Origin of the sequence: Halobaculum limi (genome assembly GCF_029490015.1) — an archaeon.
Lineage (GTDB): Archaea > Halobacteriota > Halobacteria > Halobacteriales > Haloferacaceae > Halobaculum > Halobaculum limi.
Map to the genome: position 1 here is coordinate 1 of NZ_CP120468.1, position 21,181 is coordinate 21,181.

Genomic DNA, 21,181 nt, shown 5'->3' on the forward strand with positions numbered 1-21,181 from the left:
CTGACAAGGCAATCCTATGGCTGTGATCGCGAATGGTACGTGAACTTCGTGTCGCTGGATTAGCTCCGCACGATGCGGGACGTGGGATCGCACGAGTTGGAACGAGTGTTCTGACCGAACTTGGAATTGAACCGGGAGACACCCTCCAAATCACGGGTCGGCGACGAACCGTCGCGAAGGCGATGCCGGCGTACGAGGGTGACCCAGATGGGATCCTCCGGATAGACGGGAACGTCCGGTCGAACGCCGGAGTTGCGATCGACGACTTCGCGGAGGTCGACACTGTAGAAGCAACACCGGCGGAATCGATCACCGTCGCGCTTCCACAGTATGTCATTCTCCGTGGCGCAGAGCAGTTCCTCGCCCGGTATATGACCGACCGCCCTGTCGTCCGGGGAGACGTAGTCCATCTCCGCTTGCTCGGCCAACCGTTCGTGTTCCTTGTCACGAAGACATCGCCCGCTGGACCCGTTATTGTCACCGGTGAGACGGAGCTGACGATTCGCGAGCGCCCGATCAGCGAGGACGACCTCCAGGGCGAACGCGCCGGGATTCCGGACGTCACCTACGAAGATATCGGCGGACTCGACCGCGAACTCGACCGCGTGAGAGAGATCATCGAACTTCCACTCCGACACCCCGAGTTGTTCCGCCGGCTCGGCATCGCCCCACCGAAGGGCGTGTTGTTGTACGGCCCACCGGGGACCGGCAAGACGTTGATCGCGAAGGCCGTCGCCAACGAAGTCAACGCGGAGTTCTACGCGATCTCGGGCCCGGAAATTATGTCCAAGTACTACGGCGAAAGCGAGCAGCATCTCCGTGAGATATTCGATGAAGCCGCACGCAACACGCCGGCAATCGTCTTCATCGACGAAATCGATTCTATCGCGCCAAGTCGCGACGAAGTCACCGGAGAGGTCGAACGGCGTGTGGTCGCCCAACTACTCTCGTTGATGGACGGCCTCGAAGAGCGTGGCGACGTGATCGTGATCGCTGCGACGAACCGACCGGATGCGATCGACACGGCGTTACGTCGGGGCGGCCGCTTCGACCGCGAGATCGAGATCGGCCCGCCGGACCGTGATGGCCGGTTGGAGATCCTGACCGTCCACACCCGTGGGATGCCGTTGGCGTCAGCCGTCGATCTCGACGATGTCGCCGATCGAACGTACGGGTTCGTCGGCGCAGACTTGGAGGGACTCGCCAAAGAGGCGGCGATGACCGCGCTCCGGCGGGCGCAAGTCGACTTGGACATCGACTTAGATGCAGAGACCGTCTCGCCGGACATTCTCGAACAGATCGAGATCACGGTCGATGACTTCGAAGCCGCGCTCCAAGAGGTGCAACCAAGTGCGATGCGGGAGGTGTTCGTCGAGGTGCCCAACGTGACGTACGACGACGTCGGGGGCCTCGAATCCGTCCGTGAAGAACTCGTTCGTGCGGTCGAGTGGCCCCTCCGCTACCCACAACTGTTCGAGACCCTCCACACAGAGGCGCCGAAAGGCATCCTCCTGTACGGGCCCCCAGGGACGGGCAAGACGCTGTTGGCGCGGGCGATCGCAAATGAGAGCGGCGTGAACTTCATGTCGGTGAAAGGCCCGGAACTGCTCGACAAGTTCGTCGGTGAGTCGGAGAAGGCAGTCAGAGAGGTGTTTCGACGGGCTCGACAGAACGCCCCGACGATCGTGTTCTTCGACGAACTCGACGCGCTCGCGCCCGAACGCGGCGGGACGATGGACTCACGCGTGACCGAGCGGGTCGTCTCCCAACTACTGACGGAGTTAGACGGGATCGAGGATCTCCGAAACGTGTTGATCATCGGGGCGACGAATCGGCCAGACATCGTCGACCGAGCGCTCTTGCGTCCGGGCCGCTTGGAGAAGATCCTCTACGTCCCAACGCCGGACAGGGACGCTCGACTCGCGATCTTTGGCGTTCACACTGCAGGCGTTCCGTTAGAAGATGACGTCGACCTCGCGGAGTTGGCAGACCGGAGCGAGCGGTACACCGGCAGCGACATCGAGGCGATCGTTCGCGAAGCGAGCCTGTTGGCGATGGAGACCGCGATCGAGGACGTTCCCGCAGATTCCTCACCCACAGCACTCGACGAGTGGGCAGCGACGGTCCGCGTTTCAGCCGACGACTTCGACAGAGCGATCGAGAAAGTGACGCCGTCCGTGACAGCGGAGATGCAGCAGTTCTACGATGACCTTGCGCAGGAGTTGGGTGGAACGATAGACCTCGATGTCGACAGTTCGGAGTTGGGATTCCAGTGACATCTCCCACGAGTGAAGTCGTTGGCTTCCGCCTCGAATGTGTGTGAGAACTCCCCACCCCTCGTCACTCTGCTTCGAGGCGGTGGAGCCTGTATCGGTACGTGTTCTGGTCGGTTTTGACGACGAGGACGTGCCCGTCGTTGGTGTGTTCAATCCGGTCGAAGTGCGTCGCGAGGTTGCCCGGGTTGAGCGAGTCGGTGCCTTCCAGCCCGAAGAACAACCGCGCGGGTTCGTGCCTATCGGTATCTACTGCTCGCGCCTCCACCCCCAATGACTCACCACTTTCGAGAATTTCGACGTCACCAGAGAGTTCCCACGTGTGGTCGTGGTACCGGACCTCCTTGCCACGAATATCATCCCATTGAGATTCGATCATACCCCGTACACACGGGTCGAATTATTCGCCGTTTCGACAGATCTTGTCCGATTAGTCGTCGACCCGTGATCGTTCCGTGACGGCGGTCGCAGTTCGCTGATATTGATATCGAACGCGAGGACCGGTTTACAAGACTACCGGAAACGTGAGTACAGTCAACTATCGATATGCGATTGCTGGATACACTCGTTCGTCCATTCGAACGATACGCCGATGCGCTCTCCGTGAGAACCCACGGGGTCGTCGCCGCCGTCTCGTTTTGCACATTCGTCGGGGTGATCGCGCTGGGGTTCGTACCGGTGACCCGACGGATCGAGACGTCTGGCTACTCCACTGCAGATTTGCAGGCCGCGACGACCCGGGCGGAAGTCGATGCGATACTGCAGGCTTTCGAACCCGTTATGAGATCCGTGATGCTGCTCTCGGTCCTCGATTACCTCTTCATTATCGCAGGATTTCTCCTGTTCTTCTCACTCCACTCGATCGCTTTGCAGACACTGGCAGGCCACGACAGACTCGTACTGCTACCGAAAGTCGGAATGGGACTGACGGTTCTCTCGCGACTCCTCGACTCGCTGGAGAACTTCTGGGTCATCCTCATCTACACGAATCCCGACGAGTACGCGACGCTCCTGATTGGCCTGATGAACGCTTCTGAGTCTCTGAAGTGGATGGTCGTCGGAGTCGAATATCCAACTCTCGCCGTCTCTGTCGCAGTTGCACTGCTGGTACGGTTCACATCGTTGTTTGACAGTCGCTCGAACAGCCCACGGTAGATTAGCGTGGAATATCCGGCCAGAGTGTCGTCAGTGGACTGGTCAGCAAGTGTCGGATTCACTCATAGGGTAACCGGCGGAATTCTCATCTCGAAATAAGGTCGCGAGGACGCACGTCACTCGCTCGTGTCGTCGTCGCCGTGGCGAAGCAACGAGGTGTCGGAATTCTCGCACTCCTCAGTGCTGCAGGCACCTGTGTCGTCGTCCTCACGCTCATCGTATAGCGACACCTGCCGGTCGCCATCAAGGTCGCCATCGGCCGCCGACACTGCACGGACCGCAACGTAGCTCACGAGGACGACTCCTGCAACGAGGGCGCCGTGAAAACCCAGCAGCGGCTCCGAGTCGAAGCCGCCCGGCGCGAGCACACCGAATCCAATGACAAATGCCGCCAGCATCGCGATGGGAACGGCATTCACGAACAGATCCGAGAGCGTCCGCCGAGAGAACACGCCAGCGCCGTCGGCCTCCGCATCCCCGTCGTCATTGGGGGCCGTGTCGCTATCGAGGTCACGCTCGTCTGCCACTCGAGACGCCTGCTCGGCTGTCTGCTCGTCGGTCATCCGCTCGGGTCTACTGAGGGTGTCCACGATCTTGAACGGCCGGGTTTCGGAGCGAGAGCCGACCGGCGGGTCACCAGTGTCGACTCACGTTGAGAGGGACGTCTCGATCATCTTCGTGTACGCACTGCGGCACGAGTCCCCCGAAGAACACCCGCAGGCGGTTAGCCGCTTGGTCCCGATGACCGTCGCCATCGTGGATATCCTCATAATCAGCGACTGTCGGAAGCGTCGCCTCGCCTGCCGTGAACAGGTTCGGGGGAAGCCCCATCCGGCTGGTGACCAGAGTCGGAGGTATGACCGACGACCGCCGTCGCTCGCGCAGATCGACTCCCGGTCGCCCCGGCCGTTCTCAGAGGAGGTCGCGATGCCGCTGATCGACTTCGACGCCGAACGTGCATACGACGACAAGCGATTCAGCGCCCAAGAGACGTTCCGGACGGAGCGGACGAAAGTCGTGTGCGCCTACTTCGAGCCGGGGCAATTCATCCCCGTCCACGCGCCCGGAAGCGACGTCGTAGTCAACGTCCGACGCGGAACCGGCGTCGTCCGCGAAGACAAGACGACCCACAAGGTCAGCCCTGGCGACACGGTCGCCGTCGAAGCCGGGACAGACCGCGGTATCCGGGCCGACGAGGATGGCCGGTTGGAGGCGTTGCTCGTGACCACGCCGCCGCCGACCGACGAAGAACACGGCCCTGTCCGTGAGGGCCTACGCCGGGGCGTGTTCGACCCGACCGCCGACGACTCGGAGTGACGAGCGAGCATACGAATATGCGGTAACTGAGCCATCCGACGACACCGCAGCATCGCACGCCACACACGACCCAGCCACACCATCCAACTCACTGATGACCCAAGTTCGAACACTCTCCGACCTCGACGCGACGCCACACGCGACCGTCTTCCCCGACGCCGAACCGCGGACGATCCGACTCGCCCTCGATGCCGGCGAACGGGTCGACCCACACAGTCACCCCGGTCGAGACGTCCTGATACACGTCCTCGACGGTGCCATCGACCTCCACGTCGACGAAGAGACGCACGCGCTGTCGGGCGGTGACTTGACCCAATTCAAGGGCGAACGCGAGGTCTCGCCGGTCGCAACCGAGGATAGCCTCGCGCTGGTCGTCTTGGCCCCGCGAGCAGACGAGGGGTGACCGCCCGCCGCCGAACGCGTTTTGTCGACTGCGGCTGTTGGCCGGGACGATGCTTCGACGAATCCGAGGTCGCCGAGTGATCGCGTCGTGACCTGGCTGCTCACGCTCTCGTACGTCGCACACGTCGTCGCTGGCGGCCTGTGGACCGGCAGCGTCGCCTATGCCGCTGTGACCGTCGTTCCGGCGGCACGCGAGGGCGACCTCGCAGCCGCGGCGTTCGGCCGCTCTGTCGACTGGTTGCTCCAGACGACGCGGTGGACGGGTGTGATCCTGCCACTCACTGGTGGATACCAGATCTGGGAGTTGTACCCTCTGGCGCGGTTGCTTGGGACGACGCGCGGACACCTCATCCTCGGGATGCTTGCGCTGTGGGGCGTGATGAACGGCATCCTCGAACTCGGCATTTACCGACTGCGGGCGGCCGATGGCACCGCGATGGGCTTCGCCCGGCACGCGATCACCCGGTTCGGCCTCGACGATGACGCGGAGGCGCGGCGGCTTGCTGGCGTCGTCCGCCCGTACGTGCTCGTCGCGACCGTGCTGGGCGTACTGTTGCTCGTTGACGCGGCGTTGTTGGCAAGCGGGGTCGTCCCCTGATCAGCCTCGCTTTTGCGCCATCGTCGGCATCGTATTCATCGGGCAGACTCGCAGCTCAGCGTGGACCGTTTTTGATCTCGTCGCCACGGTCTTTTCATCACAGCATCCGTTGGTACAGGTAGGATGCCCAACCCGCAGACGGACGGCGGTGCCCCCGATGGTGATGAACCGGAGCGCAACGTGCTTGCCGAACCCCTCGAAGAGTGTAGCGGCGACCCTGAGACCGGCTACCTTCGAGACGGACACTGCCGCCACCTCGTCCGTGACCCTGGGCGGCACGAGGTGTGTGCGGTCGTAACTGAAGAGTTCCTCCAGTACTCCCGTGACCGGGGTAACGACCTAATTACGCCGCGGCCAGATCTGGGATTCCCAGGACTCGCAGACGGCGACCGCTGGTGTCTGTGTTTGCCACGCTGGGTGGAAGCGCGGGAGGCTGGCGTTGCACCGCCCGTCGTCCTCGATGCGACTAACAAATCAGTACTTGAGGAGGTCTCACTCGAGACGCTTCGTGAGTATGCGGTTGACGACCGCTGACGGGACTACCGGGCAGACAACAGCAATCGGTCCGAGCACTAACATTGGCAAAGGGGACGTCGCGTCCGTGCTCAATAGAGAGCAGAGGTAGATTCCTTTCTGGGTGCTGCTGTGGAGTACTTCGAGCACAAGCCCCGAGGCATTTGCCTTGCTGATCTGTAGAACGTGTGTCCCGGTCTTACACCGGGAACTGTGTGGCGGTGCCGGCCACGACTGTCCACGTGACCAAGAGTGCGTTCACCGTGGCGCCGACCCAGACGCTCCCAGTCCGCCTGAAGAAGTACGTGCTAACGAACGCGACGATCGACAGGAGGACGAGGAACTGCATCGCGATGATCGTCCACAGCGGGTCACCAACGGGGAGTGGGCTTCCCGACAGCAGTGTCGCGTACTGCAACACGAGGAGACCGAGGAACCCACCAGCCACCACGGCCCAGTTCGTCGCCATCGCACGGCCGAACGACTGCTCGGTGCCGGCGGGGCGAAGCTGCCCGTGCAGCAGGACGCCGAGCACGACGAAGAACGCAAACAGCGGGACGACGTACGACAGTGCGATCCGGAACTGGACGGGTGACAACAGCTTGATCGCGAACACCCAGATACGGAGGTCGGTCTGGAAGAGGAACGCGATGGCCGTCTCGAGGACGTACAGCCCCGCGACGACGCTCACACCGATACCAAGTGCCTTCGCGACGGTTCGAGCACCCTCGCCGGTTCCGAGCCCGTAGTTCTCGAGCGTGACCGAGGGGTCATCGCGGTTGTTCGTGTAGTGCCAGAGACCGAATAGCGCCGCCGTGATGACGCCATTCGCAAGCGCCCAAACGAGCACTCCGTTGGAGATCAGCTGCGGGAAGAACCGATTCACCGGTAGGATGCCCGCCGCGCCCGTCGTGAGCGGGAAGTAGGTGATAACAGGGATCACCGCCGCGAGAACGCCTGCGGCGATTCGCCCGGGTCCAGTCATCCCCTTTGCCTCGGGGACAGACGCGGAGTTGAATCCCTCAACGCGGTCGATGACGATCCCGCCGAACGGGAACATAAACAGGACGCCGCCGATCAACGCGAGGAACGTTCCGAGCGACTTCCAGTACCACACCTGGTTCGAGGCGGGGAGTTCGTTCTCGCCGTCGAGCGTTAGCTGGAGCCACTCGATGGAGTCACCGATCGCGGCCGTCGAGAAGTGGTCACCGGGGTGGGTCGTTGTCGGGGTGTACAGCTGGCGAGCGGTCCCCTCTTGGAGACTGCCGTAGGTTCGACCCTCTTCGACCGTAGTGTCGGTGCCGAAGACACCCTGGAGTTTCTCGCTGTTTTCGACATCGGAGGCGTGGTCGACCTCCCACATCAGTTGGGAGAACTCGTCGTACTCACTGAAAACGACTCCGAGGTTTCGTGGGTATTCCGTCGTTCCAGGGGGAGAGAAGCCCGACCCTGTCGAAGAGCCGACGAGCACCATCGACTCGTAACCGTCTGGCTGGGCCGCCGCAGCCGACAAGACCGTCCAGCCACCCATCGAGTGGCCTTCGAGCCCAATGTTCTCGTTGTCGACGAACTCTAGCGAGCGCAGGTACGACAGCCCGTCGGGGCCGCCGAAGCCGTTGGCGAATGCCGGTGCATCAGAGTAGCCGTGACCCGTCTGGTCGAGTGCTAACACGACGAATCCGCGTCTCGCGTACTCAATGGCGAACGCCGATTGTGTCTCCTTTGAGTTGATGTAGCCGTGGACCGCTAACACACCAGGTTGCGGGCTTGCACTGGACGCTTCTTCCGGGATATACAGCGTCCCGCTCATCATCGTCCCGTTCGTCCCCGCAAACTTTACATCTCGAACCGCGACGTCGCCGCCGTCGGTCTGTACAGTCCACGCCATCGCACTCCCACCAAACACGAGCAGGAGTGAGAATCCGAGGACCAGTAGTCGCGATTTCTTATCCATAATTGGGTATCTCCAGTAGAGAACCCGCCACATCCATAATAGTTGTATGTGAACTATCAAAAACCGTGTGTTAAGTTTGCGTACAGGTGTTGTATAAACTGCACCCGGGCGTCGAATGTTCGCTGACGACAGCTACAGGAGTCCGATTCGAGATACTGGTCGTCGAGTTCGTTCTCTACTGTTTCCTCGAAAGTGGTAGTGAAACCGACCGAGTGCGACCGTACAACAGCGGATCGTTGAGCGAATACTGTTCGAATACGAATCCTCGAAGTTGAGTCCGAAAGATGGTTCGAGTGCACCTCACCCGCCACGGTGTGTAAACACTGCTCGGACGAGCGTCAGCGACGGCTGAACAGTCGGCCGAGAATTCCAAGCTTCTGTTCTTTCTCCTCCTCGAGGGCAACCTCCAACTCGTGTCGCTGCGCCCGTTCCGCAGAGAGGGCTTCCCGTAGCCGTTCATTTTCTGCCTCCAGCGCCTCTAATTCCGCCCGAACACTCACCAACACGTCAGTCGATATCGGCGTTGGTTCAGGAGGGGTGTCGTCACCCACCGTAGTCTCAGTCTCATTGTGCCGCGTCCCTGATTCGTTGGTGTCGAACGCAGTCCACGAATCCGTGGCCGGCGGTTCGTAGAACTCACTCGTGCCAGCGACTGCCCGTTCGATAGTCCGCCCGCCGTAGGTCGCACCATCAGCGAAATGAACATCATCCCATTTCCCACGGAACAGGCCAGATTCGCGGAACAGTCGGTCCATCTGGGCTTCATCGCCACCAGTCCAGAACGCGAGCAACGAACACAGCGCCATATCCGCCTCCGACTGGCTTGGATACCCAGCAGTTGACCCATCGAACAGCCGTGTGAACTTCTCGCCGTTCGCTGCCGTCCGCGCCCGGTCAAGGAGTTCGTCGTCCGAGAGGCCGGGTTGAGTCGCCGCGCTTGCGCTCCGGTCTGTTGGTGCGCCTCCGCGATCATCAGCAGGCGTGGCAGCAGCGACGTACTCGGCGTGAACCGCTTGGAGTTCCGACGGTCGGCGCTCAACGGTCAGCGGCGTCTCCGAGAGGTGGTCACCAGTGACGGTGAAGAAGCGGCCCTCGTCGTACATCTCGACCGTGCCGTGTCGGTTCCGCCCGTCTGGAAGGCTCCCAGCGGCGATGACGTGAACGCCGGTTCCCGACGGACTCACCTCGGTGAACGAGTCCAAGCACTCGACGATCGCTCGGGCATCCGTATCGAGCGCTCCAGAATTGGGGTCGCGACACGCATCGAGGTCGACGCCGACGAGCGTGTCCGGCGCAGTGAACACGAATCCAAGACCGTCTTCATCTGCCGCAGCGGCGCGGGCCGCATTGAACGACGCCCACGTCGCCGAATCGGTCGTCGAAGCATAGCCACCTGTACTGGGGTCGATCGGAACCTTCGTCAGCTTGCCGTCGCGTTCCTCACCCCGCCAGCAGAGCCATTGAGAGCGCTCGACCATCGCGTCCGGGAGGTCGGCAGCTGTCGGGAGATTGCCGTCAGTCATCGGCATACGCAGGTGATTTGGTGTCAGCGAGCGGTCCGTCAGTCGTCCCGGGGTCGTGTTCGATCACCGCGTGCTCACGCGGGAGTGCTCGCACCTCCATCCCACGCCACTCGCCGTCAACGCCAAGCAGCGCCTGTGAGTACCCAGATTCCTCATCGCCGGGCGTCGCCGTCTGGACAAAGCGCATCTGTGGGTGATTCAGCCCGAACTCGTCTGCCCACTCAGGGTCCATCCCATCCAGCTTGTGGAACTGCTTGATCGCACACTGGTCAAGGATCATCTCCGCGATGTCGTGCTCGAAGAACTCGTCGACGGTCTGCGTGACCAACCGGATTGAGAGATCGTGATGGCGATGGTGCCGGAAGATCGTCTCCAAATACGAGAGGGTCGCGGCGTCTTTCATCAGATACCGCGCTTCGTCGATGACGAACACGACCTCCTTCTCCGTCTCTTTGGCCCGCTCATACACCAGCGAGATGAGCAGCTCCATCAGCAGGCTTGTGTGGCCGCCGAGTTGCCCGCCCTGTTCGGCGAGGTCGAGGTATACGAGCGACTCATCTCGGATGTCGAACTCACTGTGACGGCCGAGTTGCTCGAACTGCCCACCCTCCGCGAATGGACGGAGCTGGTCGAGGAGCCATACCGCGTCCTCGGCGATCTTGTCGGCTTCGGCTTCTGTCCGGACGACGTACTCTTCGGGCGACTCAGAGAGCTCTGCAAGGACGTCGAGCATATCACGGACGGTCGGGCTCTCGCGATCGTGGGTCGCAACGTCCTCGGTGATTCCCTTGCGGTCATAGGCTTCGATGAGTGCCGTCTCCAGTGTGGTACGGCGGTCTGCGAGTTCGACGTCGCGAGTCGCAAACGCATTCGTGAAGAAAGAGAGGGCACGCTCTCGTCGCTCTTTCAGGATGCTCGCGTCATCGCCGCGAGCGTTACGGACGTGCTCGGGCGTCGGTTTAATCTCGAGGGGGTTGAGGCCGAGCGTCCCGCCAACAGTGATCCGACGACCACCAAGGGCCTCGTTCACCCCAGCCCAGTTGTTGAGCGGCTCGAGGATGATACCGATCCGGTCATCAGACTGTTCGAGACTCCGGATGAAGTTCTGTTTCGCCCCATACGATTTCCCCGAGCCCGGGTCGCCGACAGTGAACATTGCGTAGCCGTCTTCGCGAGCGAACGGGTCGACAACGAGCGGGCTTCGTGTGTCTTTGTGTACGCCGAACTCGACGCCACCCTCCTCCAGCAGCGTCGGTGAGTGTGGTGACGAAAGGAGCGCACCGACTGCACCACCAAGCGCGTACGAGCTACGGCCGAGTGCGTCACCACCAACTGGTGCAGCCGATTGGAGTGCCTTGTCCTGCAGACACACGGCCGTCGCTGGCTCGAGATTTGCAGGAGGCTCGCGGATTGTCGCCCGGACTGTCGAGACTTCATCTTCCAGTTGCGAGCGCGTCTCCGCACGGACGGTGATGTACAACGACTGCTCGAACACCCGCTGGCCATTCTCGACCGCTTTGTATGTGGCTGTGGCCGCTGCTGCGCGGTCGTGGAGATACGCCTCCCGGACGCTCCGTTCGAGGTCGGCATCGGCTTGGAGGTCATCGGCGGCCGCTTGGAGGCGGTCACGTGCACGAGCTTGCGGGAGTGGGTCAATGTGGGCCGTTAGGTCAAACGAGACGTCAGTCAACTCAAACAGCCCACTCAGATAGCCGTCTGTCGGGTGGTCTGGATACGCAGCGATGGTGAGCGTCTGCGTCCACTCATCGCCGACCCTCGCTGCACGCGACTCCCACTCGATGGCATCCGGTGCAACCGCGGTCCGATGACGCTCAGCCAGCGCATCGAACGCGGCGCCTTCTGCGTGTCCAGCCGTAACAGTCTCCTCATCAAGGAGATCGCCAAATGTGGTGTCGTCACCGCGTGTGCTCCACCACTGACGGAGACGGGCGACAGCAATGAGCAGCACCACGCCCCCGACTCCGTAGGTGAACACACCACGAGCTGAGAACGGCGCTGGTGCCACCGCGAGGACGTCTGCGATGAGGGAGGAGACTGGCGTCATTACGCTTCCTCCCGGCGGGTAGCAGTCGCGAGCGCTGGCTCACGAGCGAGCAGGCGCGCTGCTGTGTCGTACTCAGTCCCGTTCCAGAACGTCGTGGTCAGGACGAACAACTCCAGCGTAGAGAGTCGCCGAGATTCCCACTCGTCGACGTGTTCGATGAACTCCGACTCGACGACTCGCAGTCGCTCTCGAAGGCGGTCGTACAGTTCCTGGCGGCGCCGCGCAGGTGTCGGTGTCGACCGACGCGAGATGAGTGGGGAAAGAAGCATCCCGAAGACAGGGAAGTCGGCGAGTCGCTCGCTCGGCGTCGGCTCGCCTTGCCGCGTCCGTCCAAGATCCGACGGCTGGACACCCACCCCGAGGTAATACCGGTGTTGGCGCGTATCGGCGAGGTCTGCTGGCCGCCGCTCTCGGTACTCAGCAAGCAGCGCTTCGAAGGCCTCGTTCTCGACAATATCGGGGTCTGCTCTCCGCTGAGTCAACCGTTCGACGAGCTGGTTCCCTGGGAACGCCCGCGTCGTCGTGTGGACGGTCAGCGGGAAACGCAGGGAGCCGTTCGCGAAGCGTTCACCAGCCCGCTGGACGGCTTCCCAATCGCCCGACATCGCGAAGTCCATATTCGCTGGCGTCACCTCAATGAACGCCTCAAGGGCGCCGTCCTCGCGTTCGATGACGCCGGTTCCAGGCCACGCCCGGGCGACGTTCGTGAGGTCTTGGGTTCGTTCGTCGGGTGTGAATGGTGCGTAGGTTCGTCCACCATCGGTTCCCTCGTGTGTTGCACCCGCCGGACGAGAGAGGGTGTAACGTGGGCGCCAGAGGTAGTACCGACCAATATCTTGGAGCCACCCCCACGCAGTCCGATGCCGCGGCGCTGCGTACACAGTGGCGACGCCGACGATAACGCCCACAAGTGTGAGCGGGAGGACCAACGGATTCCACAGCAGGCTCCCAACAAGGAGGCCAGCAATCGGAAATCCGACGAGGACACCGAAGTCCCCTTCACGGACGTTCAGCAGTGGGATTCGACGTGCTTCGCCTAACTGGGTTACAATGCGACGGTCTGCAGCGGTTACGTCTGAGGACATAGTCTGATCAGTAGTAGCCGGGGTCGTGTTCTGCACGACGGTAGGCGGGGACGCCCCCGTCAGCGTCGGCGTCGGTCGTCAGGTTATCCTGTCCGGTGGTTGACGAGGTTCGCTGGCTGTCGGTCGCCCGGGAGTCCCCGCCAACACGCTGGATTGCCGCTTGGGCAACCCCTGCCCGAGAGCCGTATCGAGCCGCGGTTGCAGCGGCGCCGGTCCCGCCCGTCGCCGCAATACCAGCGACGACGCCCGCGGCCGTAGCAACCCGACCGGTTCGTGAAATGGCCGCTGTGACCAGCGGCGCACCATAGCGGAACGTCTTCCACGTGAGGTACAAGCCGAGCACAGGGAGCGAGATGACCGCCACGTACTGGAAGAGCGCCTCGCCCGGCGAGACAACTGGTGACCCGCCGAACAAGAGTGCATACCCGCGGAACAGCACGGCTGCGGGGAGCGGGAGGATGGCCAGTGGGATGAACTGGCGGCAGAAGCGAGCCGCAATTTGAGAGATGACCGGGAGATTGCTGAACGCGAACGCGACCCCGATCGGCATCCCGTAGAGATAGACGTACAGCAGTAGCTCACGCAGGAAGTAGATAGCCTTCAGAGCGGTGAGCGAAATCGCCCCAATTCCCATAAAGATGAACGTCATCAGGGGGTTGAGTCCGGCTGACGGGAGTAGATCCAGAATTAAGCTACTAACCTCTGAGACATTGGGAACAAGTCCTATGGTCAGCCCGTGTACCAAGTACAACAACAGAACTCCGACCCAGTACCAGCCAACGATCAAAACGGCACCTATCCAGCCACTACGCTTCGCTTGGCGGTCCTGCTGTGGTGAGCCCAGTTGGAAAATGCGAACAAAGTGTCTTGCTTGGACAGAGAGGAAGAGCACAAGCAACGCGTAGATCATAATATCGCCTCCAACGATTGACTGGTAGAGGTCGTACCACAACTGGTCAGTAGAACTGGGGGCGCTGAACAACGAGGTAAGCTCTGTATCAGGGAGAGGAGTCCCAAATATCTCGGCTGACAGGGTCTGATAGCCCGTCGAGAGTTGCTCCCTCAGCCACTTGTTAAGCTGCCCAACTATATCCTTGAACCACTCAAGGCCGAAGTCAGAGAGAGGAATTTGCGCCATTGCTACGTATTCCGATCTTCAATGCTGATGGCACAGGTGGCCTCACCAGCAGAGTAGCTCGCATCGAACTCTGCTGTAGAACTCTCTCCAGTTACAGAATCAGATACCTCTACGCGGATGATGCTCTCGCTGGGCATTGAGGAGCACTTGGCCTCTTGACCGGCGAACAGAAACGGTACCGTGCTCGTGAACAAGCGAACACTTGAGTTGCTCTCAATGAGCTTGAACTCTACATCTGTCACACCGTTCTCTGGGTCAACGATGCCGCTCTTTTGAGGATACGGCATCACGTCTTCTGTCGGATTTGGGACGTCCCCACTGAACGCGAGGTTCACAATCCCAGTTGGACCAGTCCCCCGGTTTCGAACAACGACCGTCGCCGCGTACGGTTCGAAGTTCCCGAGACTATCGGGCATCACATCCAGATTGTTCGCACCGACACCGAGCTCCTCAATCACGAGATCCGGCTCCAAGGTGAGCGAGGTACTCGCACCCGACTCAGTCGTAATCTCGTAGGTACCCGGCGCATACGTTACGCCAAGTTCAGCACGAACTCGTGTCTGTCCGGAGACGATATCGAAGCTCCGAATGCGAGAGCCATCTGGGGCGATGACGTTCACTTGCTCAACGCTGGCATCCTCACGGAGATCGATCACGAGCGTCGTTTCCTCGACAGCGACGCTCGCAAACGGCCCACCCTCGCCGGCTTCATCTCCGGCAGAGCCATCCGGTTGGTCATCTCCAGCAGCCCCGTCCGTGCTGGTGCACCCGGCGAGCCCGCACACGCCGGCTGCAGACAGGCCAAGGAGCCGCCGCCGTGAGATGCGGTTCATCGCCGCATCCCTCCAACTGCGAGAAGCTGACCCAGTCGGCGTCCCGCATACACTGCCAGCGCGAACGGGATAGCCACCTGAAGCACGCGGACGAACAAATCGAGCCAACCCTCAATCGTGAACAGCGGGTGCCAGCGTGCCGTTGCACTCGAACCAGCATAGGCTGGATCCTGTGCAAGCCACGACCCAGGGACGTACCGAGCGGTGTACACCCCCGGCTCGTCGACAGTAACGATTGCCACACCCCTTGCGTTCGTCTGCACCTGCTCACCACCGATCTCGATGTAGCCAGTCCGAACACCGCCAGGTGGCTCTGGGAAGGGTGCATTCGGCTCGCCAAGGCGAATTGGCGCACCGGTTTCGGCGTCGTGGAGTGAGATACGGATCGTCGCTTCGAACTCCGTCTGTTCGACAACGCGTGCACGGACCTCGCTTTGTCGAAGCTGTGTGACACCGCCAACCTGCTCGATCGGGACGTCAACGCCACGGACCACACCGGCGGCTGTGACCGACGCCGCTCCAGATGCGTTGGTCTCGACCAAGACACCGTAGGATGCTGTGTAGGGCGACTCGACCACGTCGACGGCAACGTTCTCTGGGAGTCGAGTTGCTGGCGAGCGCCGGTCTGCACCCCACACATCGGTCAGCGTCGGTCGTTGCCCGGCAGGTTCACTCCGCGGGCCGAATCGCGAAGGGTACGCATACACTGAGACAGGGAGAGCCGGCGATACCGACTCGGTACGCTCGCGGCCGGAACTGGCAACGAGGGTGTCCCAGCGAGGGTCACGAGCGGTGTAGTACCGCCAGACACCGCGGACGCGGCGCTCACCGTCAGGTCCGAATCGAAGCCCCTGCCAGGGGTCGGCGTGGAACGCAGCGACGAGGTGGTCGCCATCGGGCGTTTGTGCCCGTTCGAGGGCAACCCTCGGCGTGTAGGTCTCGACGTCGATCTCATCGCTGACGGTGACCGTTTCGCTGGTTACCTCGACGGAGGTCGTCGTCTCGGTGGTGTTCACGAGCGACCCGTTGGGGTGGATGAACCAGCCACGTTTCTCACGTGTTCGCTCGAGACGGATCTTGGCGGAGATTTCAGCGACAAGTCGCAGCGAGCTCGTCTCGCTGTCGAGCTGATACGACAATTCCGGCGTTGAGTCCTCAGCCGACGTCGCGACAGTCGTTCCATCGTCGGTAACGAGGCGGACCGAGTGAATGCGAGTGCTCGCGAGCGAGTACTCCGTCGTCTCGTTCCCACTCGTAGTTGCGGCAGGCAATGTGACTCGATAATCGACGAATCCACGGACGGTTCCGTTCGGAGCGACGTACCGCGTCTGCTGGTCGGGCGACTCGTACACGACGGTCGATGGAGTGACTGCGAACAAGGTGGCGTGTGCATCCTGGATGTACGTCCCGTTCGCTCGCTCGGCGTGCGGTGGGTACACCGAGCGATCAACTCCGGTTTCGGGGAGGTCCTCGTAATCACGGCGCGTCCACCGCGCGGCCGTATCTGGCGGTCGTCGGAAGGTGAGATCCGTCGCGTTCGCGAGTTGGATGAGCGCAGTCGACTCGTTCGAATCGATTGCACCTGCCGTCTCAGAGACCGTCCCGGTGTCCACATCGCGACTCCACAGCGTCGCCGCCTCTCCCGTGGTAAGGCCGTTCGTCTCGGTGGTCGGCCGTGGCGGCTGCCCGCTTACGACGGCGACGAGCCCACCGATGAGGACGATAGCGAGGATGGCTCGCGTGGTGATCCACTCACGCATCAGTTAGAATGGGATAAGGTCGACACACTCGGCGATGGGCAGGCCCATTGCCGACCCGCCGACGGTGAACAGCGGCCCAAGCACGACCAGCGTGAGCGCAGAGCGAACAGCCCTGCGTTTGTGTTCTTTGAGCTGGGCTTTCTGCTCACGGCCAAGCGTGAACATCTCCATCAACGCATCTGCCTGCCAGACGACGAGCAGACCCATAATCCCGAGTCCAGTTGTGATCTGGACGAAGCCCTCGATCATATTCCCGAGTGTCCCGGAATCGTCCGTACACACGGGGTTCGTCGTTACCTCCTGTGCAACTGCCGGCGTGCTCAACACTCCGATGAGAAGCACCGCATAGAGCGAGACTCGTACTAGCTGAACAGAAACTGGCAGCCGTCCCGACAGCGAGCGATTCACACGTCGTGATCGAATTCGTGACAGAAGCGATGAAGACGAACTATCGCCAGAATCAGCAGTTGCTACTGTATCCCCCAGGCGCGTACTCATTAATTGCTATCACAGCCAGAGGTGGAAGTAATCAGGGAGTCAAACGGTGTTTGAATCCGTAAAACGTGCAACGAGGCTCATACGCGCTGGTCGCTGTCCACCCCTTACTAGTGAATGGAGCACGAGGATTTGTCCGCGCGGTCGCTATGTCGCAGTCCAGCCGCTCGCGAGTCGATATCTCTGTGTTGTTAGTGGGCACAGCTGGTGGGAGCAAAGCAACAGCGCTAGCTGATCGGAACGAGATTAGTCGGGAGACAGTGTATCGGTGGCTCGGTGAGTTCGAGCAGCTTGGATTTGTGCAGGATGAGCGGGGAGCCGGATTTCGATTGACTCGCTCCGGGTGGCTCGCACACCAAGCATATGAGCAAGTAGTCGACCGCCTCGGTGTAGAGAAACTCGCATACCTCGCCGGGTCGGAATCGCGTCCGGACCTGATTCGGGCGTTAGCTCGTGCACCTGCAGATAAGTCGACCCTCGCAGCAGATCCGAGGCTTCCCTCGCGAGCGACAATTCATCGGACGCTCAGAACCTTCGAAAAATACGGCTGGATCGCAGACTCGCCTGGTCGCCAAATTCGGATCAGCAAAACTGCGGTGGTCGCTGTCGAACAACTCGGATGGCTCTACACGGCAGTCGCAGAAGCGATCGAAAAGGGACCTGCGTTGAATACGATGGCGTACTGGGCTGGTCCTCCACTCCACACGCTCGTTGGGAGTGAGCTCCTCACGAAGACACCGGGCGTGCAAAATACGATGTTGAACGCGATGGTCGAGGAGGCAGGGCTTCGAACGGGAGCGCTTCACCAACTGCAGGTTGTCGTCCCGGCACTGGATGCAGTCACGTTCGACCACTTCGCGTCATCGTTCACGAGCGACCACCATCAGCTCATCCTCGACCGGAACGCGTATCGATATCTCGCACGGCCACGGAACCACCACCGGCTTGCGACACTGCTGGAGAGCCCAACGGTTGACCTCCGTGTCCATCACGATCCGCTGTACACCGTCCTTGCGATCTTCAACGGCGAGCGTGTGTTAGTTGGCGGCTCGACGCGGACGAGCCAGTCCGATGCAGTTGTTGGGTCCACAAAACGGCTCAAACGGTGGGCGACGTCGACGTTCGATGAACTCTGGGCGGAGAGTCAGCCAGTCGAGTTTCGATTCGATCGATGGCTCACGACCACGCCGCACTCCTCAGCGGAGTAGCGACGCTCCTATCCGTCAGTCGGCGCTTGTTCCTCGTCTCCCACCCGCTGCACGCAACGCATTTCGATGGCTTCTGAGCGTCACGGGCGTCACGTCGACGATCTGGGCTACCTCTTGCTGGGTAAACTGCTGGCGAACACCCACAGCGCTGGCCGCGACGAGCACTGCTCCCCCTGCGATCCCAGCAGGGTTTCCCCCACCAGCCGTCGTCGCATCGCCGGCTTGCGCAAGGAGACGGCGGGCACGTCGCTCGACTGCGGGAGGGAGTCCAAGTGCAGAGACCACCTTTGGAAGAAACGTCTCCGGCGTCCGGGGAGCAGCCGGAAGCCCGAGTTCGGTGTTCAACGCACGGTAGGCAGTTCGAATCCGTTGTCGGTCGATGCGTGAGACTCGGGTAATGTCTGCAAGCGTCTCCGGACGGCCAGTACACCGACACACTGCATACACCGAAGCACCAGCCATCCCTTCGAGAGTCCGGCCTGGGAACAGGTCCATCTTCTGTGCTGAGGAGAAGAGTTGACAGGCCCGATCACGGACGTCTGTTCCGAGCCCAAGTGCACCAACCATCCGTCGGATCTCTGTGAACCCATATGCTTGGTTACGTTCGGCTTTCGACCGGAACCGCCCACGACTGTGCGCACGACGGAGTCGCGAAAGCCGATGTCGCGTCTTTCCGTTGAGTGGCTGTCCGTAACCATCGCAGTGGTGGCCGATCTCTGTTGAGAGCCCTCGATCGTGTCTTGCGGGGGTCTTCGGCGGCCCGACCCGCGACCGAGATGGCTCATCTGTGTGGTTTCGCCACTCCGGGCCAAGGTCGACGTTTCCGTCTGCAAGGATGAGGCCACAATCATCACACACCACCTCGACAGTGTTCATCGTCACCCGGCCGTCACACTCAGGGCAGGTGTTCGCAGTCGTTTGTTGGGTCGATTCATCGTATCGCCGGTCGTACACAGTGTCCCGTTGCACAGTCGATCACGAGGCACGCCTTCCAGCGCCCCTCGCCCGCCAGGGGCAGATAAACTCCCTTCGGTCGCGTTAGACGTCCGGGAGCGGCTTCTGGCCTCGGGAAACACACTCGAAACACGGGAAGCCGTCTTCGAGGCCGGCACAGTCACACCACTCAGGGATGGCAGGCTCAGATTCTGGAGAGTCGGCAGGTGCTCGATCTCCTTCACCTGGGTTTGCGGGTTGTGTCCCGCCGTCCGCGAGCGCCTTCTTCGTCGCCGCTTGGAGGACTGGCGTTCGAATCGCGACCGCGATCCGGTGTTTGCACGCACCATCGTAGTGCGCGTCTGCAGGACAATCGCAGGTGACTGGGACGCCAGCAGTGACCGTGACGACGTATGAGTGGTCGGACGGGTGCTCGTAGCGGTGGTTCGTGACGCGGACGCCTTCTGTGGTGAGAGAGAAGGTGAACGGCTCTGTTTGAGCGCGGCGTCTTGCACGGGACGATACATCCAGTTTGGTGAGGACGTGGTTCGATCTCATCGAATGACGGCACGCCTACGCGCGCCACCCGTGGCGGCGCGCACAAACACGCGGAGAACAGGTGCAAAAACCAGGCCAGTCGGCAGAACCAGTCACCTCGTCTCCAAGCCGCACTCGAGTCGATCGAGAACGGACAGAGTGCTGCTTGCAGCCACCATACCCAGAGTGTGAACATCCCCATCGGGATTTTATTGGTAAATAGCGAACACAGTAGCGATGAGTACTAGGAAGGTCAAGCGTCGAACACTGCTGCGAACGCTTGGTGCTGCAGGAGTTGTTGGCCTTGCTGGGTGTGGCAGTCGGCAAGAGAGTAGAGCGGGCGATGAGATTGATCCGCTCATCCAGCAGAACGTGGGGACGAACAGTCAAATCCGTATTCCACCAGGGACCTACGAGTGGAACGGCACTGCGTTAGATGTTCGTACCGCACTCGTTGGTTCCGGGTCTCTAGGAGACGTTGTATTTCGATTGCGCTCGGGTTCAATGGAGGGAGCCGTCCGCGGAACGTTGGAGAACATCGTTGTTCGAGGCACCAACCCCGAATCGAAATCGGGTCTGGATCTGTATCCAGGCGGTGAGATTCGGGGCTTCTGCTGGCCCGATGGAGGCGGAATGGATCAAGATCGGGCGATCTACCACCCTGAAGGAGGGGCGCGAACAACGATTCGCAATACGTGCATCGCAGGAATGGCGAACAACGGTGCCTACGTCGACAAAACACCGGTGACTGTTGAGGACAGTTCGTTCATCAACAGTAACGTCGCGAACCTGCGTGTCGGACTTGACGAGGAATCTGACTCGGAAGCGGTCAGCTACGTCCGAAATTCACTCATTGCCGTAACGAGTCCCGTCCGAACAGACGCCGATTCCGGCCAGAATCCTGTTGGACTACGGATTCGCCGAACTGGGCAGTTCGTCGTTGAAAACTGCTGGTTCGTCTTCACGGATCGTGCGCCAGGTTCGGACGGACTGGTCGAGATTAAGGGCGATGACGTCAGTGTTGAGTTCCGTAATTGTCACTTCCACAATGACACAGCAAGTGAAGTGATCAGAGACGGTGGCTCAGACAATCAGGTCACAGTCGCGAACTGTACCGTGAGTGGTACGGGGAGAACTAGTATATCAGACGACTCGATTTCAGGGTCCCTCCGGAGGGAGACGGTTCAGGTTCCACTTCCGTCAGCTGTGACAGGGTTTTCACAGGCTGATGATGCATACGGATTTGATCCACAAGCGAGTCCGTTCAGTCAGTGAGCTCTCGCCCACGAGTTCTATTGGAGCTTCACGAATGATGGTTTGACAGCTTCCCTACCCTGAAAGGCAGAGGTTAGCTTTGTTGATTCAATCGCCGTAATATCCGCTTACATCGCA

The 21,181-nt window shown here is 61.1% G+C and carries 20 protein-coding genes; 8 read left to right on the forward strand and 12 right to left on the reverse strand.

What is annotated here, in order from left to right:
- Positions 1-32 precede the first annotated feature (32 nt).
- Complete coding sequence (locus P0D77_RS00005; protein WP_277554050.1) at positions 33-2,276, forward strand: CDC48 family AAA ATPase; 2,244 nt, start codon at positions 33-35, stop codon at positions 2,274-2,276.
- A gap of 64 nt (positions 2,277-2,340) precedes the next feature.
- Here the strand turns inward: P0D77_RS00005 and P0D77_RS00010 are convergent, their stop codons facing one another.
- Positions 2,341-2,652 (reverse strand): hypothetical protein, encoded by a 312-nt coding sequence (locus tag P0D77_RS00010; protein WP_277554051.1) that lies wholly within the window; start codon positions 2,650-2,652, stop codon positions 2,341-2,343.
- Between the two features lie 167 nt (positions 2,653-2,819).
- On the opposite strand from P0D77_RS00010, the gene P0D77_RS00015 reads away from it, so the two are divergent.
- Entirely contained in the window at positions 2,820-3,428 is a 609-nt protein-coding gene (locus tag P0D77_RS00015; RefSeq protein ID WP_277554052.1) for a hypothetical protein, read from the forward strand.
- A gap of 116 nt (positions 3,429-3,544) precedes the next feature.
- Here P0D77_RS00015 and P0D77_RS00020 read toward each other — a convergent pair whose 3' ends face one another.
- A complete protein-coding gene (locus tag P0D77_RS00020; protein WP_277554053.1) occupies positions 3,545-4,018 on the reverse strand; it encodes a DUF6684 family protein in 474 nt (157 codons plus the stop codon).
- 337 nt (positions 4,019-4,355) lie between these two features.
- Between P0D77_RS00020 and P0D77_RS00025 the strand changes: the two genes are divergently transcribed.
- The 4 genes from P0D77_RS00025 (at position 4,356) to P0D77_RS00040 (ending at position 6,279) form a co-directional block, all read left to right on the forward strand.
- Positions 4,356-4,745 (forward strand): cupin domain-containing protein, encoded by a 390-nt coding sequence (locus P0D77_RS00025; protein ID WP_277555820.1) that lies wholly within the window; start codon positions 4,356-4,358, stop codon positions 4,743-4,745.
- Between the two features lie 94 nt (positions 4,746-4,839).
- Positions 4,840-5,148 carry a cupin domain-containing protein gene (locus P0D77_RS00030; RefSeq protein ID WP_277554054.1) on the forward strand — a complete coding sequence of 103 codons (309 nt, stop codon included), beginning with the start codon at positions 4,840-4,842 and terminating at the stop codon, positions 5,146-5,148.
- 87 nt (positions 5,149-5,235) lie between these two features.
- Positions 5,236-5,745 (forward strand): copper resistance protein CopD, encoded by a 510-nt coding sequence (locus P0D77_RS00035; RefSeq protein ID WP_277554055.1) that lies wholly within the window; start codon positions 5,236-5,238, stop codon positions 5,743-5,745.
- A 123-nt stretch (positions 5,746-5,868) separates the two neighbouring features.
- On the forward strand, positions 5,869-6,279 hold the full coding sequence (locus P0D77_RS00040; RefSeq protein WP_277554056.1) for a DUF2237 family protein: 411 nt from the start codon (positions 5,869-5,871) through the stop codon (positions 6,277-6,279).
- A gap of 178 nt (positions 6,280-6,457) precedes the next feature.
- Here the strand turns inward: P0D77_RS00040 and P0D77_RS00045 are convergent, their stop codons facing one another.
- The 8 genes from P0D77_RS00045 to P0D77_RS00080 all read right to left on the reverse strand — a co-directional run bounded on the left by P0D77_RS00045 (position 6,458) and on the right by P0D77_RS00080 (position 17,000).
- Positions 6,458-8,212 carry an alpha/beta hydrolase family protein gene (locus P0D77_RS00045; protein WP_277554057.1) on the reverse strand — a complete coding sequence of 585 codons (1,755 nt, stop codon included), beginning with the start codon at positions 8,210-8,212 and terminating at the stop codon, positions 6,458-6,460.
- A gap of 338 nt (positions 8,213-8,550) precedes the next feature.
- Positions 8,551-9,735, reverse strand: coding sequence for a phage NrS-1 polymerase family protein (locus P0D77_RS00050; protein ID WP_277554058.1), 1,185 nt, complete (start codon positions 9,733-9,735; stop codon positions 8,551-8,553).
- Positions 9,728-11,800: a VirB4 family type IV secretion system protein gene (locus P0D77_RS00055; protein WP_277554059.1), complete on the reverse strand. Its 2,073-nt coding sequence runs from the start codon at positions 11,798-11,800 to the stop codon at positions 9,728-9,730. Before P0D77_RS00055 ends, P0D77_RS00050 begins: the two co-directional genes overlap by 8 nt.
- Positions 11,800-12,885, reverse strand: coding sequence for a TraC-like domain-containing protein (locus P0D77_RS00060; RefSeq protein ID WP_277554061.1), 1,086 nt, complete (start codon positions 12,883-12,885; stop codon positions 11,800-11,802). The genes P0D77_RS00055 and P0D77_RS00060 overlap by 1 nt, the downstream gene beginning before the upstream one ends.
- 7 nt (positions 12,886-12,892) lie before the next feature.
- A complete protein-coding gene (locus P0D77_RS00065; protein ID WP_277554062.1) occupies positions 12,893-14,023 on the reverse strand; it encodes a TrbL/VirB6 family protein in 1,131 nt (376 codons plus the stop codon).
- A 2-nt stretch (positions 14,024-14,025) separates the two neighbouring features.
- Positions 14,026-14,856 (reverse strand): hypothetical protein, encoded by an 831-nt coding sequence (locus tag P0D77_RS00070; RefSeq protein WP_277554063.1) that lies wholly within the window; start codon positions 14,854-14,856, stop codon positions 14,026-14,028.
- Positions 14,853-16,616 (reverse strand): DUF8186 domain-containing protein, encoded by a 1,764-nt coding sequence (locus tag P0D77_RS00075; RefSeq protein WP_277554064.1) that lies wholly within the window; start codon positions 16,614-16,616, stop codon positions 14,853-14,855. Before P0D77_RS00075 ends, P0D77_RS00070 begins: the two co-directional genes overlap by 4 nt.
- 3 nt (positions 16,617-16,619) lie before the next feature.
- Positions 16,620-17,000: a DUF7985 family protein gene (locus P0D77_RS00080; RefSeq protein ID WP_490396535.1), complete on the reverse strand. Its 381-nt coding sequence runs from the start codon at positions 16,998-17,000 to the stop codon at positions 16,620-16,622.
- A 260-nt stretch (positions 17,001-17,260) separates the two neighbouring features.
- Between P0D77_RS00080 and P0D77_RS00085 the strand changes: the two genes are divergently transcribed.
- Positions 17,261-18,319, forward strand: a complete 1,059-nt coding sequence (locus tag P0D77_RS00085) for a transcriptional regulator FilR1 domain-containing protein (RefSeq protein WP_490396531.1) — start codon at positions 17,261-17,263, stop codon at positions 18,317-18,319.
- A gap of 15 nt (positions 18,320-18,334) precedes the next feature.
- Here the strand turns inward: P0D77_RS00085 and P0D77_RS00090 are convergent, their stop codons facing one another.
- On the reverse strand, positions 18,335-19,288 hold the full coding sequence (locus tag P0D77_RS00090; RefSeq protein WP_321170528.1) for a transcription initiation factor IIB: 954 nt from the start codon (positions 19,286-19,288) through the stop codon (positions 18,335-18,337).
- Between the two features lie 69 nt (positions 19,289-19,357).
- Positions 19,358-19,810, reverse strand: a complete 453-nt coding sequence (locus P0D77_RS00095) for an SWIM zinc finger family protein (protein WP_277554067.1) — start codon at positions 19,808-19,810, stop codon at positions 19,358-19,360.
- 216 nt (positions 19,811-20,026) lie between these two features.
- Here P0D77_RS00095 and P0D77_RS00100 point away from each other — a divergent pair, with 216 nt between their 5' ends.
- Positions 20,027-21,064, forward strand: coding sequence for a right-handed parallel beta-helix repeat-containing protein (locus P0D77_RS00100; protein ID WP_277554068.1), 1,038 nt, complete (start codon positions 20,027-20,029; stop codon positions 21,062-21,064).
- The last annotated feature ends 117 nt before the right edge of the window (positions 21,065-21,181 follow it).

Coding starts and splice junctions, on each gene's coding strand:
- P0D77_RS00065 (WP_277554062.1), bottom strand. CDS start 14,023: ATGGCGCAAATTCCTCTCTCTGACTTCGGCCTTGAGTGGTTCAAGGAT.
- P0D77_RS00025 (WP_277555820.1), top strand. CDS start 4,356: ATGCCGCTGATCGACTTCGACGCCGAACGTGCATACGACGACAAGCGA.
- P0D77_RS00015 (WP_277554052.1), top strand. CDS start 2,820: ATGCGATTGCTGGATACACTCGTTCGTCCATTCGAACGATACGCCGAT.
- P0D77_RS00055 (WP_277554059.1), bottom strand. CDS start 11,800: ATGACGCCAGTCTCCTCCCTCATCGCAGACGTCCTCGCGGTGGCACCA.
- P0D77_RS00005 (WP_277554050.1), top strand. CDS start 33: ATGGTACGTGAACTTCGTGTCGCTGGATTAGCTCCGCACGATGCGGGA.
- P0D77_RS00095 (WP_277554067.1), bottom strand. CDS start 19,810: ATGAGATCGAACCACGTCCTCACCAAACTGGATGTATCGTCCCGTGCA.
- P0D77_RS00040 (WP_277554056.1), top strand. CDS start 5,869: ATGCCCAACCCGCAGACGGACGGCGGTGCCCCCGATGGTGATGAACCG.
- P0D77_RS00100 (WP_277554068.1), top strand. CDS start 20,027: ATGAGTACTAGGAAGGTCAAGCGTCGAACACTGCTGCGAACGCTTGGT.
- P0D77_RS00050 (WP_277554058.1), bottom strand. CDS start 9,735: ATGACTGACGGCAATCTCCCGACAGCTGCCGACCTCCCGGACGCGATG.
- P0D77_RS00070 (WP_277554063.1), bottom strand. CDS start 14,856: ATGAACCGCATCTCACGGCGGCGGCTCCTTGGCCTGTCTGCAGCCGGC.
- P0D77_RS00010 (WP_277554051.1), bottom strand. CDS start 2,652: ATGATCGAATCTCAATGGGATGATATTCGTGGCAAGGAGGTCCGGTAC.
- P0D77_RS00075 (WP_277554064.1), bottom strand. CDS start 16,616: ATGCGTGAGTGGATCACCACGCGAGCCATCCTCGCTATCGTCCTCATC.
- P0D77_RS00045 (WP_277554057.1), bottom strand. CDS start 8,212: ATGGATAAGAAATCGCGACTACTGGTCCTCGGATTCTCACTCCTGCTC.
- P0D77_RS00030 (WP_277554054.1), top strand. CDS start 4,840: ATGACCCAAGTTCGAACACTCTCCGACCTCGACGCGACGCCACACGCG.
- P0D77_RS00085 (WP_490396531.1), top strand. CDS start 17,261: ATGTCGCAGTCCAGCCGCTCGCGAGTCGATATCTCTGTGTTGTTAGTG.
- P0D77_RS00060 (WP_277554061.1), bottom strand. CDS start 12,885: ATGTCCTCAGACGTAACCGCTGCAGACCGTCGCATTGTAACCCAGTTA.